The organism is Acinetobacter variabilis, assembly GCF_000369625.1.
Classification (GTDB): Bacteria; Pseudomonadota; Gammaproteobacteria; order Pseudomonadales; family Moraxellaceae; genus Acinetobacter; species Acinetobacter variabilis.
Window position 1 is genome coordinate 1,051,279 of record NZ_KB850113.1, and the last position, 16,354, is coordinate 1,067,632.

Annotated in this window: 14 protein-coding genes and 1 pseudogene; 9 read left to right on the plus strand and 6 right to left on the minus strand. The window is 41.9% G+C overall.

The window, feature by feature from the left end; genetic code table 11:
• Positions 1 to 65 precede the first annotated feature (65 nt).
• Entirely contained in the window at positions 66 to 674 is a 609-nt protein-coding gene (locus tag F897_RS10755; protein ID WP_005235816.1) for a TetR/AcrR family transcriptional regulator, read from the plus strand.
• 53 nt (positions 675 to 727) lie between these two features.
• On the opposite strand, the gene F897_RS10760 is transcribed toward F897_RS10755, so the two are convergent.
• The 5 genes and pseudogenes from F897_RS10760 to cysK all read right to left on the minus strand — a co-directional run bounded on the left by F897_RS10760 (position 728) and on the right by cysK (position 5,284).
• Positions 728 to 925: a heavy-metal-associated domain-containing protein gene (locus tag F897_RS10760; protein WP_005235818.1), complete on the minus strand. Its 198-nt coding sequence runs from the start codon at positions 923 to 925 to the stop codon at positions 728 to 730.
• Positions 926 to 978: 53 nt separating this feature from the next.
• Positions 979 to 1,413 carry a Cu(I)-responsive transcriptional regulator gene (gene cueR / locus F897_RS10765; RefSeq protein WP_005235820.1) on the minus strand — a complete coding sequence of 145 codons (435 nt, stop codon included), beginning with the start codon at positions 1,411 to 1,413 and terminating at the stop codon, positions 979 to 981.
• Complete coding sequence (locus tag F897_RS10770; protein ID WP_420864484.1) at positions 1,413 to 3,905, minus strand: heavy metal translocating P-type ATPase; 2,493 nt, start codon at positions 3,903 to 3,905, stop codon at positions 1,413 to 1,415. The genes cueR and F897_RS10770 overlap by 1 nt, the downstream gene beginning before the upstream one ends.
• 36 nt (positions 3,906 to 3,941) lie before the next feature.
• Positions 3,942 to 4,103: pseudogene (locus F897_RS18185) on the minus strand (cation transporter); the annotation flags it as partial.
• A gap of 182 nt (positions 4,104 to 4,285) precedes the next feature.
• Positions 4,286 to 5,284, minus strand: coding sequence for a cysteine synthase A (gene cysK / locus F897_RS10775; RefSeq protein ID WP_005235825.1), 999 nt, complete (start codon positions 5,282 to 5,284; stop codon positions 4,286 to 4,288).
• 291 nt (positions 5,285 to 5,575) lie between these two features.
• On the opposite strand from cysK, the gene F897_RS10780 reads away from it, so the two are divergent.
• From F897_RS10780 to F897_RS10800, 5 genes are all read left to right on the plus strand, one after another.
• Complete coding sequence (locus F897_RS10780; RefSeq protein ID WP_005235827.1) at positions 5,576 to 5,896, plus strand: ArsR/SmtB family transcription factor; 321 nt, start codon at positions 5,576 to 5,578, stop codon at positions 5,894 to 5,896.
• Positions 5,897 to 6,102: 206 nt separating this feature from the next.
• Entirely contained in the window at positions 6,103 to 7,851 is a 1,749-nt protein-coding gene (locus tag F897_RS10785) for a SulP family inorganic anion transporter (protein ID WP_005235829.1), read from the plus strand.
• A 313-nt stretch (positions 7,852 to 8,164) separates the two neighbouring features.
• On the plus strand, positions 8,165 to 9,361 hold the full coding sequence (gene sstT / locus F897_RS10790) for a serine/threonine transporter SstT (RefSeq protein WP_004785593.1): 1,197 nt from the start codon (positions 8,165 to 8,167) through the stop codon (positions 9,359 to 9,361).
• Between the two features lie 42 nt (positions 9,362 to 9,403).
• Positions 9,404 to 10,078, plus strand: coding sequence for a YoaK family protein (locus F897_RS10795; RefSeq protein ID WP_005235831.1), 675 nt, complete (start codon positions 9,404 to 9,406; stop codon positions 10,076 to 10,078).
• A 15-nt stretch (positions 10,079 to 10,093) separates the two neighbouring features.
• Complete coding sequence (locus F897_RS10800; RefSeq protein WP_004785589.1) at positions 10,094 to 10,630, plus strand: DUF2058 domain-containing protein; 537 nt, start codon at positions 10,094 to 10,096, stop codon at positions 10,628 to 10,630.
• 195 nt (positions 10,631 to 10,825) lie between these two features.
• Here the strand turns inward: F897_RS10800 and F897_RS10805 are convergent, their stop codons facing one another.
• Positions 10,826 to 11,155, minus strand: a complete 330-nt coding sequence (locus tag F897_RS10805) for a hypothetical protein (protein WP_005235833.1) — start codon at positions 11,153 to 11,155, stop codon at positions 10,826 to 10,828.
• Between the two features lie 407 nt (positions 11,156 to 11,562).
• On the opposite strand from F897_RS10805, the gene F897_RS10810 reads away from it, so the two are divergent.
• The 3 genes from F897_RS10810 (at position 11,563) to F897_RS10820 (ending at position 16,329) form a co-directional block, all read left to right on the plus strand.
• Entirely contained in the window at positions 11,563 to 12,822 is a 1,260-nt protein-coding gene (locus F897_RS10810) for a mechanosensitive ion channel family protein (protein WP_005235835.1), read from the plus strand.
• A gap of 245 nt (positions 12,823 to 13,067) precedes the next feature.
• Positions 13,068 to 14,924, plus strand: coding sequence for an ABC transporter ATP-binding protein (locus F897_RS10815; RefSeq protein WP_005235837.1), 1,857 nt, complete (start codon positions 13,068 to 13,070; stop codon positions 14,922 to 14,924).
• A 376-nt stretch (positions 14,925 to 15,300) separates the two neighbouring features.
• Positions 15,301 to 16,329 (plus strand): AraC family transcriptional regulator, encoded by a 1,029-nt coding sequence (locus F897_RS10820; RefSeq protein ID WP_005235838.1) that lies wholly within the window; start codon positions 15,301 to 15,303, stop codon positions 16,327 to 16,329.
• Positions 16,330 to 16,354 lie beyond the last annotated feature (25 nt).

Consider the following 16,354-nt stretch of genomic DNA (forward strand, 5'->3'; position numbering starts at 1 on the left):
TAGCTATAGCTGCGAAAATAGCATATTCTTAGTAGGTTCCTTTTCGAAAATGATGAGTCAAGAAGATGACGACTGTAAGACAGCAGAACTTCCTTCTTCGTAAAGAGAAGATCCTGAGCATGGCAGAAAGTCTACTGCTTGATAATAATCAGGACATCACCTTGAGTGAACTTGCTGAAGAACTGGACATCGCCAAAGGAACCATCTACAAGCATTTTAAAAGCAAAAACCAGTTATATTTAGAACTCATCATTCTGAATGAAAAAAGAATTCTGGCAATTTCCGATAAATATAATAATGATATTAAAAATTATGTTTCGCAATATATGCTTTATCACATGCTCAATTCAAACCGGACTATTTTGCTGCATGTCATTGAAGAGCGTTTAACTAATAATGAAAAAAACCTGAAAGAGTTATTTCAGGAACTCTATCGTATTCGTGAAGAACGGATTATCCGCATTAAAGATATGACCCATGATTATCTGGTATCTTTAGACAGTGCCATGTCAATCCGGGATTATTTATCTTATATCTGGACGGTAACTTATGGGGCTTCACTATTATTAAATTCGACCAGTTATCAAAAAGCGATTGGTTCGCGTGAACGCCTGATTAAACTATATATTAATCAAGCATTGATGACGCCAGATAAAATATCAGCAGTTTCATAAAAAATGCCTAATCATGATTAGGCATTTTAGAATTATTTTTTAAATGGCAAATATCAAACCATAGTTTCAGGCGGGAAGCCATCTTCAGTTAATGCCGCGATAATCTCAGATTCGCTTGCACTCGATTCAACTTCCACCATTTTACTAACTATATCAACATTTACTTTAGCATTTTCATCCAGCTCCTGAATGGTCGCAGTCACACTACGCGCACAACCACCACAAGTCATATTTTCAATACGGAATTTCATCTTGATCTCCCTTTGATCAGTTTAAATTTGGGTTAAGTGATATAAGTTCAAGTCTATTGATCTACTTTGATAGGTGTATGCGCAGTTTTTCCATGTAACATACCTTGCTCAATCTGTTTCAGGATCTGACAGTCGGACTGTTCATCTCCAGCACACTGTGCAACCGATTGCTGCAAAATTTTCATCATATTTTGCATATCCGCAATTTTCTGTTGCAGTAACTCGATATGCTTTTGCGCCAACTGTTTGACATCACGGCTGTGTCTGGCATCATTCAGCCACAGGCCGAGCAATTCTTTCATCTGCTCGGAAGAAAAACCCAATTCACGCGCATGCTGAATAAAACTTAAAGTCTTCATATCATCGTCACTATAAACACGATAACCTGAATCGCTACGTTTAGGATTGGGTAATAAACCGATATCTTCATAATAACGGATCATTTTGGCCGAGATCCCGGAGCGTTTCGCGGCCTGTCCAATATTCATTACACTGCCTCCTTCAACTGGATCGGCTGATAAGTCTTTAAACGAAGCGCATTGCTGACCACAAAGACTGAGGATAATGCCATCGCCCCTGCTGCAAACATCGGTGATAACAAAATACCGAAGAATGGATACAACAGACCTGCAGCAATCGGAATCAAGGCAATATTATAAACAAAGGCCCAGAACAGGTTCTGTTTGATATTGCGCATGGTTGCTTGACTCAGGCCAATACCGGTTACTACATGCTGTAAATTTCCTGACATCAGTACCACGTCTGCTGCTTCAATCGCCACATCCGTACCAGTTCCTATTGCCATTCCGACATCGGCCTGAGCCAAGGCAGGTGCATCATTAATCCCGTCACCGACAAAAGTGACGATGCCATGTTGCTGTTGGAGTTGGCGTACCGCATCGACTTTTTCATTAGGCAGAACTTCGGCAATGACATGATCAATCTTCAACTGTTTGGCAATGGCCTGTGCAGTATGCTGGTTATCACCGGTAATCATGGCAATCTTTAAGCCTTGATCATGTAAGGCCTGAATCGCACTATAAGTTGTGGCTTTAATCGGATCAGCCACCGCAATAATGGCAGCCAATTTCTGGTCTATCGCGACATATAAAGGAGTACGTCCCTGTTCGCCTAACTGTTGTGCCTTCTCTTTAAAAATATCGACATTTAAACCCAATTGCTGCATCAGGCGCTCTGCGCCAATATGAATTTGCTGACCTGAAACTTGAGCTTTCACGCCTGCACCAGTGATTGAATCAAAATCACTGACTTCAGGTAGTTGCAACTGTTGTGCTTTCGCAGCTTCAATAATCGCATGTGCGATAGGATGTTCAGACTTGGCTTCCACTGCTGCGACCATTTGCAAAACTTTTTGCTGCTCAAAACCAGATGTCACTGCAAAATCGGTCAGGGCTGGTTTGCCTTCGGTTAAAGTTCCGGTTTTATCTACCGCCACAACTCTGGTTTGCTGCAAGAGTTGCAATGCTTCGCCTTTACGGAACAAGATACCCAGCTCTGCTGCCCGGCCGGTGCCGACCATAATAGATGTTGGAGTAGCCAGGCCCATTGCACAAGGACAGGCAATAATCAGTACTGCAACAGCATTGACCAGTGCATAAGTCAGATTCGGTTCAGGCCCCAACAGGAACCAGACGATAAAAGTTAAAGTCGCGAGCATCATCACAGCCGGCACAAACCATAAGGTCACTTTATCGACTGCCGCCTGAATGGGAAGCTTTGCGCCTTGTGCCTGTTCCACCATATGAATAATCTGAGCTAGAACTGAATCTTGTCCGACTGCTGTCGCCTTGATCTGCAAGGTGCCATTCTGATTTACCGTTCCGCCAATCACCCGATCTCCAGCCTGTTTAGCCACCGCTAAAGGTTCACCACTGATCATGGCTTCATCAATATAACTTTGACCAGAAACGACTTCACCATCAACGGCGACTTTTTCACCCGGGCGAATCTCGATCAGCATACCCTGCTGTACATCAGCAATCGCCAGATCAACCCAAGTTTCATTTTGCTGTACTCGTGCGGTTTTCGGTTGTAGGCCAATTAAATACTGAATCGCTTCGGAAGTTTTACCTTTGGCCCGGGCTTCCAGATAACGTCCCAATAAAATCAAGGCAACAATTACAGCTGCTGCTTCAAAATACACATGTACAGTACTTTGCGGCAATAATTGCGGAAAGAAGGTGGAAATACAGGAAAATCCATAAGCGGCTATTGTTCCCACGGCAACCAGAGAATTCATATCGGGGGCCAGTCGCAATAATGCCGGAATCCCATGCTGATAAAACCGCCGTCCTGGTATCAGCAAAACCAGAGTCGTCAGTACAAACTGGATATACCAACTGTTTTGGGTACCTAGCGTATGTGCAATCCAGTGATGAAAAGCAGGAATCAGATGTGAACCCATTTCCAGAATAAACACCGGAACAGCTAAAATTAGCGCCAACCATAAATCACGCTTTAGCTGTTCAGTTTCAGCGGTTTTCTTTTCCTGAAATGCCGTCTGGGCATCGGTAGCCTGTGTATCTAATTTTTCATGGGCGTTATATCCAGCTTTTTCGACGGCAGCAATTAAAGCTGGAAGCTGACTACGCGGCGCCTTGACCGAAGCTGTTTCAGTGGCGAGATTGACTTGTGCTTCACTTACCTGATCGACTTTTTTCAAGGCCTTTTCTACACGTGCTACGCAGGAGGCACAGGTCATTCCTTCAATAGCCAGTTCAATTCGGTCGGTTTGAATATCAAAGCCGGCCTTTTGTACCGCCTTAACCAGTTGGGAAACAGCGAGAGGACGAATTGCAGTGACATGAGCTTTTTCGGTTGCCAGATTAACCTGCGCATCCAGTACCTGATCGACTTTTTTCAAGGCTTTTTCAACACGAGCTACACAAGAGGCACAGGTCATGCCTTCAATATTTAAATCAAACTGCTGGATCACGGCTTCAAAACCGGTTTTATTGATAGCATTAACGAGTTGCGTTGCAGGAATGGGTTGTTCACTTTTTAAAAAAGCTTGTTCAGTGGAGAGGTTGACGTTCGCTTCCACCACACCTTCAATTTTCTTTAAGGCTTTTTCCACACGTGCGACACAAGAGGCACAGGTCATTCCTGAAATCTGTACCTGCTGTTCGTACAACTGTGTGGTTGCTGGTGTATTCATTCTGCTCTCCCCATTTACCCATTCACTGCTTATGCTATAGCTTAAACATTACCATAATGGGAAGGTCAAGTTTTTGGTTTAACTTCTTGATCTTTCATTATATGAAGGCATAAAGTCCAATAAAAAAACCCGAAGATGACTTCAGGCTTTTTGAGATTTAAAGAAATTGCTTGGTTAATAGTTTACTCAGCCGAAATATCTTCAAAAAGAATTGAAGATAAATAGCGTTCACCACCATCTGGCAGAATCACTACGATATTTTTGCCTGCATTTTCAGGACGTGTAGCCAATTGCGCAGCTGCAGCCATTGCAGCACCACTTGAAATACCGACCAAGATACCTTCTTGAGTTGCAGTTTTACGTGCCCATTCCACTGCATCGCTACTGGTAATGGCAATCACTTCATCGACCAGATCCAGATCCAGGTTCTTTGGAATAAAGTTCGCGCCAATACCCTGAATTTTGTGTGGTCCTGGAGTGAGTGTCTCACCACGTTTTGCCTGACCAATAATGGCAGATTCAGCCGGCTCTACAGCAACTGAATAAATCGGCTTGTTTTTCACTTTTTCAAAAAAGCGTGAAATACCGGTAATCGTACCGCCTGTGCCTACACCCGCTACCAGAATATCGACATTACCTCCAGTCGCTTCCCAGATTTCAGGACCGGTAGTCTCTTCATGGATTTTCGGATTGGCTGGATTTTCAAACTGTTGTGGCAGGTAATACAGTTCAGGATTTTCATTCACCAAACGTTGTGCTTCTTCTACGGCACCTTTCATACCTTTGGCTGGATCTGTCAGTACCAGATTGGCACCTAAAGCCTTAACCACTTTACGGCGTTCTATACTCATGCTTGATGGCATAGTTAAGGTAATATCATAGCCTTTAGCCGCTGCTACAAATGCCAGCGCAATACCGGTATTACCACTGGTTGGCTCGACAATGTGCATGCCCGGCTTCAATTTACCTGACTTTTCTGCATCAGCAATCAAGGCTGCGCCAATACGGCATTTCACCGAAAATGCCGGATTACGGCTTTCAATTTTCGCAAGTACAGTCGCTCCACCAGAAATGGCACGATTGATACGAACCAGAGGGGTATTACCAATCGCCTCTGCATTATTGCTATAAACCGCTATACCTAAATTGGCAGGTGTTGGAAAAGCTGAATCTGTAGTCATTAGAATATCCTTGATATTATTCGCCAAGATGTATTTACATGATACAAGCATTTTCCGGCTTTGTAGATGCCTGAAACAAGATGGGATCACGATAGCAGTTTGAAATGAAACATCTTCTTCGCAAAAAACCGGAACACGATAAAATTATCTTATATTTTAATTAGTAAATTATAACTATTCTTGATAACACAATTCATTAAAAACCATAGTAATTCACGCTTTCTATCCATCAATTCACGCTGTTCGAGTCGTATAATTCGCGCGCTGTAATTGTATAAATGGACATAGTAAATGAAAACCGATCTTGAAATTGCCGCGATGCGGGATTCAGCTCAACAGGTTGTCGGTATTTTAAAGTTAATGGCCAATACGGACCGACTGCTCATTTTATGTCATCTCTCCCAAAATGAACTGAATGTCTCTCAAATTGAAGAGATTACCGAGATCAGACAGCCAACCCTGTCTCAGCAGCTCATGATTTTGCGTAAAAGCGATGCGGTAAATACCCGTCGAGACGGTAAACAGGTCTATTATTCGATCAAAGACCAGAATCTGGTAGAAATGTTAAACAAGCTTTATCAAATCTACTGTGTAAATCAAGCAGTCGCTTAAAGCTGTAATTTACCTCATTCGTCCTGTTTTATTTTAAAGCGATCTGCCTGATTTAAATTTTCTCTATTGAGCGTTTTAAGTCTTTTGCCTGGATCCTTTGTCTCCTCATTCATTTTTTAAAATGTGAATGATCACCTATTTATATCCTAAGACTTCTTAGCAGAATTTGTGCATAATATATCTATATTTGTGATTTAGACCTGTATATGCCAAATTTTAAGTCTAGACTACTCAATAGACTCCCTGCCTGGTCATGGTTAAGTCAGTACAACCCGGTGAAATTAAAATCGGATGTATTGGCTGCCCTGATTGTCGTTGCGATGCTGGTACCCCAAGGGATGGCCTATGCCATGCTGGCAGGTTTGCCACCGATTATGGGACTCTATGCCAGTATTTTGCCAATGATCATTTATGCCTTATTGGGCGGCAGTACGACTTTATCGATTGGACCAGTGGCGATCATTTCCATGATGACCTTTGCCACACTGAATCCTTTATTTGAAGTGGGTTCTCCGGTCTATATTGAAGCGGCAACTTTATTGGCATTGATGGTCGGCATTATTTCCCTGCTTTTGGGTGTGTTCCGTTTCGGCTTTTTAATTCAACTGATCAGCCATCCCGTCATTCAGAGTTTTATTATTGCTTCGGCTTTATTGATTGCTTTTGGTCAGTTCAAGTTTTTGGTTGATTTACCTTTAAAAGCCAATAATATTCCCGAGCTAGTGAAAAGCCTGGTTGAATATTTGCCACTTTTGCATCTTCCGAGTCTGATCTTTGGCCTGCTTTCTATCGGTTTACTGGTTTATCTGCCGAAACTATTAAAATCCCAAGCCATACAAAGCCGGATCGGTTCGACTGATTTTCTGGTTCGGGCAGTTCCACTGATTCTGGTTTTTCTCGGTATTGCAGCCGTTCTTTTTTTAGACTTAAAAGTTCAGGGAATTAAAACTGTCGGAGAAATTCCTTCAGGCTTTCCGCCTTTGTCTTTCCCGCACTGGAACTGGGAACTGGTGATGACCTTATTACCGGGTGCCAGCATGATTGCCATGATCAGTTTTGTGGAATCTCTCTCTATTGCTCAGGCAACGGCGCTACAGCAGCGTAGTAATTTAAATAGCAACCAGGAACTGATTGCGCTCGGTGTAGCCAATATCAGTGCCGGAATCAGTTCCGCCTTTCCTGTAACCGGTAGTTTATCACGTACTGTGGTTAATGCTGACGCTGGCGCCAAAACACCTTTGGCTGGCGTATTGTCTTCTTTATTGATTGTCGTGGTCAGTCTGTTCTTTACCAGCTTCTTTGAGGATCTACCACTGACCATTCTGGCTGCAACCATTATTGTATCTATCTGGAAACTGGTCAATTTCCAGCCTTTCGTCGATGCCTGGCGTTATTCCAAAGCTGACGGCATTGCCATGTGGATTACCTTTTTTGGTGTGGTATTACTGGATATCACCACTGGCCTGATCGTCGGGATTATTTCGACCTTTATTCTTATGCTATGGCGCATCAGCCGTCCTCATATTGCTGTTGTGGGTCTGGTCGAAGGCACCCAGCATTTCCGGAATATCCAGCGTCATCAGGTGATGACTTCTGATCGGGTACTGTCTCTGCGTATTGATGAAAACCTAAGTTTTTTAAATGCGCATACCTTAAAAGGTTATCTGATTAATCAGTTAAGTTTAAATGACAAGTTAGAGCATGTGATTTTGAACTGCTCCAGTATCAGTGCGATTGACTTGAGTGCCTTGGAAACGCTGGAAGAGCTCAATGCTGAATTGTCTAAACTGAATATTCGCCTGCATTTTGCAGAAGTGAAAGGCCCGGTATTCGACCGTTTGCAGGCCTCCAAACTCATGACACATTTGAGTGGACAGATTTATCTGACCCATTTTCAGGCGATTCAGGATCTGGCACCGGAAATTTTCGAAAAGCCTCAGCATTATATGATTTAAGATTTTTCAATTCTTTGCATGATAGACATGCTGTCATGCAAAGAATTCAACTGAAATATAACTGGAAATGATTGATTTAAATTCTATATTCATCTAAAAAATAAAGATTAAAAACCGATCAGTAAATCTGGCCAATTCTAAGAATTTTGTATGGAAATAATACGATCAAGATAAAAAACCATCTTAATTATTTATTAATTTTCAGTCACTTAAATATTATCTAAAAATATATTTTAAGCGATCCTTAATTTAAGTATAAAATAACGCAAATTTTTTTCGCATTTAGCCCTCGTAATTTTCACAAGGCAACCTTATGTTTTCTGCCCTATCGCGTCTGAGTTTAGTCTCCCGAATCATCATCGCCATTATTCTAGGCGTTGGTGTGGCTCTGTTATTTCCTGAAGCTGCACCTTCCTTAAGTCTGTTAGGTGATCTGTTTATTAAGGCACTAAAATCCGTCGCGCCAGTTCTGGTTTTCATTCTGGTTCTTGCATCAATTGCAAATTTCCAGGTTGGCCAGACTAATTCAACGATAAGACCTATTATGCTGATGTATGCTGTCGGCATGTTCCTGGCAGCACTAAGCGCTGTCATCGCCAGTATTTTATTTCCAAGTACATTGTTCCTGGATATTGCAGCGCAAGGTGATTTACAGCCACCAGGCAGCCTAGGTGAAATTCTCAAAAATCTGGTGCTGAGCTTTGTGGCGAACCCGGTGGTTGCCATTGCTGAAGCGAATTTTATTGGGATTCTGGCATGGTCAATTGCGTTAGGGATTGCCTTCCGTCATGCATCGCACACAACTAAAACCTGTCTGAATGACGCTGCCAATGCCATCAATTATGTAATTCGTCTGGTGATCAGCTTTGCACCAGTCGGTATTTTTGGTCTGGTTGCCGTGACTTTTGCCGAAGCCGGTCTAGATACTCTGACTAGTTACGCGCATTTATTAGCTGTTTTATTGGGCACGATGGTATTTGTAGCCTTGGTGATTAACCCATTAATGGTCGGTTTCATTACCCGTCGTAATCCGTATCCACTGGTGTTTACCTGTTTACGTGAAAGTGGCATTACCGCGTTCTTTACCCGCAGTTCTGCTGCCAATATTCCGGTAAACCTGGACTTGGCAAAACGCTTAGGTGTGAAAGAGACTACTTCAAGCGTAGCAATTCCTTTAGGTGCAGCAATTAACATGGCCGGTGCATCAGTGACGATTACCGTGTTGTCTTTAGCTGCAGTAAATACTTTAGGTGTTAATGTTGACTTCACCACTATGCTAATTCTTTCTATCGTAGCGACTGTGTCTGCGTGTGGTGCTTCAGGTGTGGCTGGTGGTTCACTATTGCTGATTCCCGTGGCTTGTGGCCTGTTCGGGATTTCTTCAGATATCGCAATGCAAGTGGTGGCAATTGGTATGGTGATCAGTGTATTGCAGGACTCTACCGAGACTGCACTCAACTCATCTACCGATGTTTTATTTACAACAGCAGTAGACCGCGCTACAGATTGATTTTATATTGAAGAATCAAGATGTTTTGCTAATGATATTGCCATGCCATTACAGCGTTTACCATCGTGGGTTCAACTGGGTGCATTCTTCCTTGCGGTAAATGCCGGAATGATTAATGTATTAGGACTGGTGACCGTGTTGCATCAGTCCGTTTCACATATGACCGGTAACGTTAGTATGCTGGCAATGGCGCTGCTGGACTGGCAACCACGCCAGATTCTGTATCTGATTCTGGTTACGCTCTGTTATGTGATTGGCTCGATGTATAGCGGGCTGATTTTAGGAAATAGTCACTTTCGCTTGGGGCGCCTGTATGGTTATCCTTTAAGCCTGGTGGCTTTTTTTATATTCATTTGCTGGCTATTATTGCCCTATTTCCCGCGTTATGCCTTGTTATGGGCCTGTGTCGCGATGGGCGTACAAAATGCCATGGTCAGTCATTATAAAGGTGCGATTATCCGGACCACACATCTGTCTGGTGTACTGACAGATTTAGGTCTGGCTATGGGCTATCGCCTGCGTGGTCTGGTAGTAGAATCCCGTAAAGTGATCCTGCATATGCTGATCTTGGTCGGCTTTTTAATGGGTGGCATACTTGCCAGCTGGATTTATCCTTATTTAAAATTAAATGCATTCCTGGTCCCTACAGCGTTAAGCCTGCTGCTTAGCCTGACCTATTGGGTGATCTATTTACGTTATCGACATCAACACGACTAATTTCTGGAAACTCTTATGGTTAAAAATGCATTACAGGCACAATTGTTAAAGGCAGGCCTGGTCGATAATAAAAAAGCCAAAAAACTGTCTAAACAGGCTGTACATGAAAAGCGCACAGGCGACAGTAAAGAAGCCGAAATCAAGGCAAAGATTGAGCAGGACAAACAGGAAAAGCTGGCTAAAGACCAAGCGATTGAACAGGCGAAAAAAGTCCAGTTGCAGGAAAAAGAACTCAAAGCGGCCATCATGCAGATGATTAATCAGCATAAAATCCGCGATACGGATGGTGAGATCAGTTATCAGTTTATTGATGACAGCAAGATCAAGAAAGTTTATATCAACCAGCAGATTTATAATGCACTGGTCGCTGGCAGTCTGGTGATTGCACGTGAAAATGAGAGTTATGCCTTCCTGCCTAAAGCTCTGGCGGATCGCATCAATTCGAAAATGGAAGGCTTTATCATCGTGAATAATTCAGAGAAAAATGAAGAAACCACTGATGAAGAAGACCCATATGCAGCTTATGTGATTCCTGATGATTTAATGTGGTAAGCACATTTTCCTTAAAAGGAAAGCATAAATAAAAAACCGGCATATTTGCCGGTTTTTTTAATCTGTTTCATTAAGTTTATGTCAGCTTGCCTTTTGCATATTCTTGTTTTAATAGATAGCAAATTTCACTCAATTTAAATCTTATTTGGAAACTTCAGATTTCATATAACGAGCCTTAAATGAAAGCGCTAATAACTAAAATTTAGTCTGTAAATATGCAATAAATCCCTCAATTTTCTTAATAACGTATAAGCAGATATGCAAAGGACTCACGTTATTTTGCTGAGTTTTTTCTACCCTATACTTTGCTCTTTCTAAGAGTGCTATTACATAATATATAGAGCTTTTAAGAATTTTTTTCGGATCTTTTTTTGAATACAAGTAACAATCAATTTTTTCAAAAGATTCATCATTAACCACTATCTCTAATATAGTGTTATTAATTTCATAGCTTATTGATTGCTCAATATGTTCCAGTTCATAGAAATGTAGAGCTTGTGCTATAACTATTTGAAGATTTTTCATTTTTAATGATTAAGATTATATGATTTTAATCCTAGCACTATCCCCTATAAAAAGTAAGTATAGAAAATTTAAAATAAACATTAAGTTATGTCGAATTAACATAATAAACGCTATACCAAATTCTTTTAATTCACTTTGACCTTTTTAATTTTTTAAAGTTTAAAAAGAAGTATAGGAATACCAAGTTAGGCTGTTCTATCGATTTTTCACGTTTCCTAGCCATTAACCAATCAATTTCCATTGATCTATTTAATCTGAATTAACCTGAAGGAAAAAATAAATGCCTGAATAGTGATTAAGTTCGCATCCTCTAAGAAAGATATGTTTTAAAAGGTTATCCAAGATTAAAAAATTGCGTTTAAACCTATAAACTCTAACAAATTTTTTGAGTTAAAGAGAAAGATCAGTTGGAACAGTTTAATTTTATTCAGAATATTCGAGATTGGGCCGATCAGTACCCATGGCTGGAAATGTTATCTTCACTGAGTATTGTGATTTTACTGGCCATTCTTGCCAATGTGTTTGCCAAACAGATTGTTGTACGTGGCATCCGTCAACTGATTTCCAAAATGCCCTTTGCCAATAATCAGATTTTTGCTGAACATAGTGTGATTCGCCGGATTTCCAATATTGTTCCGGCAATCGTGATCATGAACGGGATTACCACTGTCCCGCATTTATCCGATAAAGTACAAACTTTTGTACAAATGGGTGCTCAGGCGTTTATTTTCCTGACCATTGCTCTGGCACTCGGTGAGTTACTGAATATCTTTAACCTGATTTATCAGCGTAATCCCAAGTCACGCAACAAGCCGATTAAAGGTTATTTACAGCTGGTCAAGCTGATCATCTTCATTGTTTGTGGCTTGATGATTTTAGGCACTTTCCTGAAAAAAGATGTATTTACCTTACTTGCAGGTTTTGGTGCGATGGCTGCTGTCCTGATGCTAGTCTTTCAAAATACGATTCTGTCACTGGTCGCTTCGGTTCAGATTTCATCTTATGACATGGTACGTATTGGTGACTGGATTGAAATGCCGACCCTAAACGCCGATGGTGATGTCATTGATATGTCATTACACACAGTGACTGTGCAGAACTTTGACAAAACAGTGACCACGATTCCGACCAATAAACTGGTGACTGATACCTTTAAAAACTGGCGCGGCATGCAGGAAGCGGGTGCCCGCCGGATCAAACGTTCAATTCATATTGATCAAACCAGCGTACATTTCATGACAGCTGAAGAACAGAACAAGCTGAAAAATTTTATCCTGCTGGATCAATATCTGAATACCAAATCAGAAGAACTAGAGAAGTTTAACCAGCAGCTCCAGCATCATTCACAATACAACCAGCGCCGTCTGACCAATTTAGGCACGTTCCGCGCTTATCTGGAATTTTATCTACAACAGCATCCCGGTATTGCCAAAAATTTCTCGTTAATGGTGCGTCAGTTACAACCGACTAGCGAAGGCTTGCCACTGGAAATTTATGCTTTCACCAATACGACGGTTTGGGCAGAGTATGAAAATATCCAGTCAGATATCATGGACCATATTCTGGCGATTATTCCGGAATTTGGATTGAAGGTGTATCAGGCGCCTTCTGGAAGTGATTTTAAGGAATGTTTTAACGCGAGTTCTTCATCTCCGATTATCACTTAAACTAACCTCTCAACTTAAGCCCGAAATAATCTCTTATTTTGGGCTTTTTATTCAGTATTTAAAATGAATTCAATCTCTTATTTTTGGTCTTCATATTATTTGGTATAAATCTGGCATGAGTTTTTGCTCTGCAACCTAAAGTTTGATTTGGTTAAACATTTGTGGCAATTTCACTCAAATTCAGACTTCAAAAAGTAGAATCCTTTATAATCTTCGCAAAGAAAATACATGATAAGAGTACGTGAATGTTTCGATGGCTTGAACGGCTGGTAGATCCCTATCCCACCAAAAACCTGAATCAACCTTTGCCCACCAGGTTTTTTCCCTTTGTCTGGCAAGCAGCCTATGGGGTACGCCGTTATTTGCTGATTCTGGTGCTATGTACCGCGGGTGCAGCCAGTTTTGAGGCCTTACTGTATTCAAAAATTGGCGATCTGGTGAACTGGTTGAGTCAAAGTCAGCCAGAAACTTTTTTAGATCAACATGCCAGCAACCTGACCTTATTAAGTATTATCTTGCTGGCTAACATCCTGTTTGCCAGTGCCCAGTCCCTGATCAAGCATCAGATTTTATATAGTAATTTCCCGATGCGTCTGCGTTGGCGCTTCCATAATTTATTGCTCAAACAGAGTTTGGACTTCTTCCATAATGATTTTGCCGGACGGTTATCGGCCAAAGTCATGCAAACGGCGCTAGCGATCCGGGAATTCTGGGTCATTTTGGGCGATATGTTGGCCTATGTGCTGATTTATTTCGTCACAATTAATATTGTTTTGGGTGCCATTTCACCCTTACTTATTTTGCCGCTTATGGTCTGGCTATTACTGTTTATCTGTGCTGCCTGCTATTTTATTCCAAGATTAAGCAAGATTTCATCCTTACAAGCGGATGCACGTGCAGTCATGACCGGACGTGTGACTGATGCCTATACCAATATTCAAACCGTAAAACTGTTTGCGCATGCAGGTCGCGAAAGTCAGTATGCCAAATCCTCTATGCAGGAATTTATGGTTACGGTGTATAAACAGATGCGTCTGGGCGCTCAATACGAAATCAGCATTCTGATGCTGAGTGTTGTGCTATATGCAGGTGTGCTGGGAACTGCGATCTGGCTCTGGATGCAAGGTCAGGCGCAGCTAGGGATTATTGCAGCCACCACAGCGATGGTATTAAAGCTGAATAGTATTGCCGAGTTTATGATGTGGCAGACCTCTGCCCTGTTTGAAAATGTCGGTACTATTCAGGACGGGATGAAAACTCTAGGTCGTCGAATCAATATTCAAGACAAAGAAGATGCGAAAGAACTGGAACTGAAACACGGTGAGATTAAATTCGATAATGTCACTTTTGCCTATAATGAAAAACCGGTCATTGACCAGTTTAATCTGACCATTCGTCCGGGTGAAAAAATCGGCATCGTAGGTCGTTCCGGTGCCGGTAAATCAACTCTGATTCAATTGTTACTGCATTTCTATCATCTGAATCAGGGCCGTATTCTGATTGATGGCCAGGATATTGCCGATGTCACTCAGGACAGTCTGCGTAAAAATATTGCGCTGGTCACTCAGGATACGTCTTTGCTGCATCGTACCGTTGCTGAAAATATTAAATACGGTCGTCCAGATGCGACTGATGAAGAAATGTTTGAAGCTGTACGCAAGGCCAAAGCAGAAGAATTCATTCCGAATCTGACTGATTTGCGTGGCCGTAGAGGCTATGACGCCTATGTGGGTGAACGTGGCGTAAAGCTTTCTGGTGGACAGCGTCAACGTATTGCCATTTCCCGAGTATTCCTGAAAGATGCGCCGATTCTGATTCTGGATGAAGCCACCAGTGCGCTGGATTCCGAGGTCGAAGCGGCTATTCAGAATAGTCTGGATGACTTGATGCAAGGTAAAACGGTTATTGCCATTGCACATCGTCTTTCTACCATTGCACAGATGGATCGTCTGATTGTGATGGATCAAGGTAAAATTGCTGAGCAAGGTACGCATGATGAACTGGTTGCCTTAAACGGGATTTATGCGCAGCTATGGCAACGTCAAACCGGCGGCTTTTTAGTACAGCAACATGCCAAATCTGACAGCTTGCATGAAGCATAATTGCTCTCTATTCAGTAGTAGCTAAGCTCTACAACAAAAACCGAAGCATTCTATTTGAGTCACTTGAATAGTAATGCTTTGGTTTGCTTTTATGGGAATATCAACTATTCCACAGGCATTTTTAAATTCTAGATTATTCAAAAAACAGCCCTATTCTGAATTAATAGAAATCTGTAGCCTTAAAATTAAATACCTAAAATATCTCTGGTTTACATTGATTTTCAACTTTAAATTAGGCTACTCTGCTTGAAGTCGATTGAAATTTTCTTGTGGAAATAGCCGCAGCTTTGCCCAACAATTTTTATCAAGAAAATGGCTTTTTCATACCAATATGAAGTGAAAATAAAAAAATTTGAATGAGTGCAACGGATCGCGCATGAAAACAATAGCTCCACGCCAAGACCAAGGTATTCCAGGTGTATACGGTCTCTTGCTTCTCGATGTCATTTCCCGCTGGGGGTATAATAATGAGTCGCTTTTTAAGCCTTTTGGCCTGACCAGTGAACAATTGGCAGATTCTGAATACCGTATTCCGACACCAGTGGCCAATGAACTGGTCAAGCATGCCCTGAAACTCACTGGTGAACCGACATTGGGTTATCACTTAGGTACCCAGATGCGGATTTCGATTCATGGCTTTATCGGTTATGCCATCATGACGGCGAATAATATTACCGAAGCTCTGGTGCTGGCGAACCGATTCATTCAGTTACGTTTACCCTTCCTGCAGTTATTTTTCTCGACCTTTGGCGCTAAGGCAACGGTACAGCTGCAAACTGATATTCAGCTTGAACCGCTTCGTACAGAAATTTCGATTGCCCTGATGATTGGTCTGATCAGTATGGCTAAGGCTATTACAGGGGTTAACGATGCAACCGGAGAAATCGACTTTGATTTCAAAAAGCCGGAAGGTTTTGAGCGCTTTATGGCAAAATTTCCTACGCATCAGTTCCGTTTTGAACAGCCCCATTTAATTTTAAGCTTTGATAAAAGTTACCTGATGAACAAGCTGGTACATGCTGATCCAATTGCCAGCCAGATTGCGATTAACCAGTGTGAAGCCGAATTATCAGCCCTAGGGGAACGGCACCGGATTGCCATGCGGGTACGGGATATCCTGACTCATTCCGAACAGCATTATCTGAGTATTGAAAGCGTAGCTGAACGCCTGCATATGTCAGATCGAACCTTAAAGCGTCAGTTGGCCGCTGAAGGTACTTCTTTCTCTACGCTGGTGGATGAAGTGCGCTACCGGCATGCCACTTCCTTATTATCCCGTACAGACTTTACTCTGGAGCAGATCGCTGATGAACTTGGCTATAGCGATGTAGCCAATTTTAGTCGGGCGTTTAAGCGCTGGAGTGGTCGTAGCCCGAGCAACTGGCGTAGAGATCCTTATTTATAAGGAAGCATAAGCCTTTTGTTTTGCT

What these genes read in the sequence shown, in the direction of transcription:
- F897_RS10755 (WP_005235816.1), top strand. Translation starts at nt 66, where the DNA reads ATGACGACTGTAAGACAGCAGAACTTCCTTCTTCGTAAAGAGAAGATC.
- F897_RS10760 (WP_005235818.1), bottom strand. Translation starts at nt 925, where the DNA reads ATGAAATTCCGTATTGAAAATATGACTTGTGGTGGTTGTGCGCGTAGT.
- cueR (WP_005235820.1), bottom strand. Translation starts at nt 1,413, where the DNA reads ATGAATATTGGACAGGCCGCGAAACGCTCCGGGATCTCGGCCAAAATG.
- cysK (WP_005235825.1), bottom strand. Translation starts at nt 5,284, where the DNA reads ATGACTACAGATTCAGCTTTTCCAACACCTGCCAATTTAGGTATAGCG.
- F897_RS10780 (WP_005235827.1), top strand. Translation starts at nt 5,576, where the DNA reads ATGAAAACCGATCTTGAAATTGCCGCGATGCGGGATTCAGCTCAACAG.
- F897_RS10785 (WP_005235829.1), top strand. Translation starts at nt 6,103, where the DNA reads ATGCCAAATTTTAAGTCTAGACTACTCAATAGACTCCCTGCCTGGTCA.
- sstT (WP_004785593.1), top strand. Translation starts at nt 8,165, where the DNA reads ATGTTTTCTGCCCTATCGCGTCTGAGTTTAGTCTCCCGAATCATCATC.
- F897_RS10795 (WP_005235831.1), top strand. Translation starts at nt 9,404, where the DNA reads ATGCCATTACAGCGTTTACCATCGTGGGTTCAACTGGGTGCATTCTTC.
- F897_RS10800 (WP_004785589.1), top strand. Translation starts at nt 10,094, where the DNA reads ATGGTTAAAAATGCATTACAGGCACAATTGTTAAAGGCAGGCCTGGTC.
- F897_RS10805 (WP_005235833.1), bottom strand. Translation starts at nt 11,155, where the DNA reads ATGAAAAATCTTCAAATAGTTATAGCACAAGCTCTACATTTCTATGAA.
- F897_RS10815 (WP_005235837.1), top strand. Translation starts at nt 13,068, where the DNA reads ATGTTTCGATGGCTTGAACGGCTGGTAGATCCCTATCCCACCAAAAAC.
- F897_RS10820 (WP_005235838.1), top strand. Translation starts at nt 15,301, where the DNA reads ATGAAAACAATAGCTCCACGCCAAGACCAAGGTATTCCAGGTGTATAC.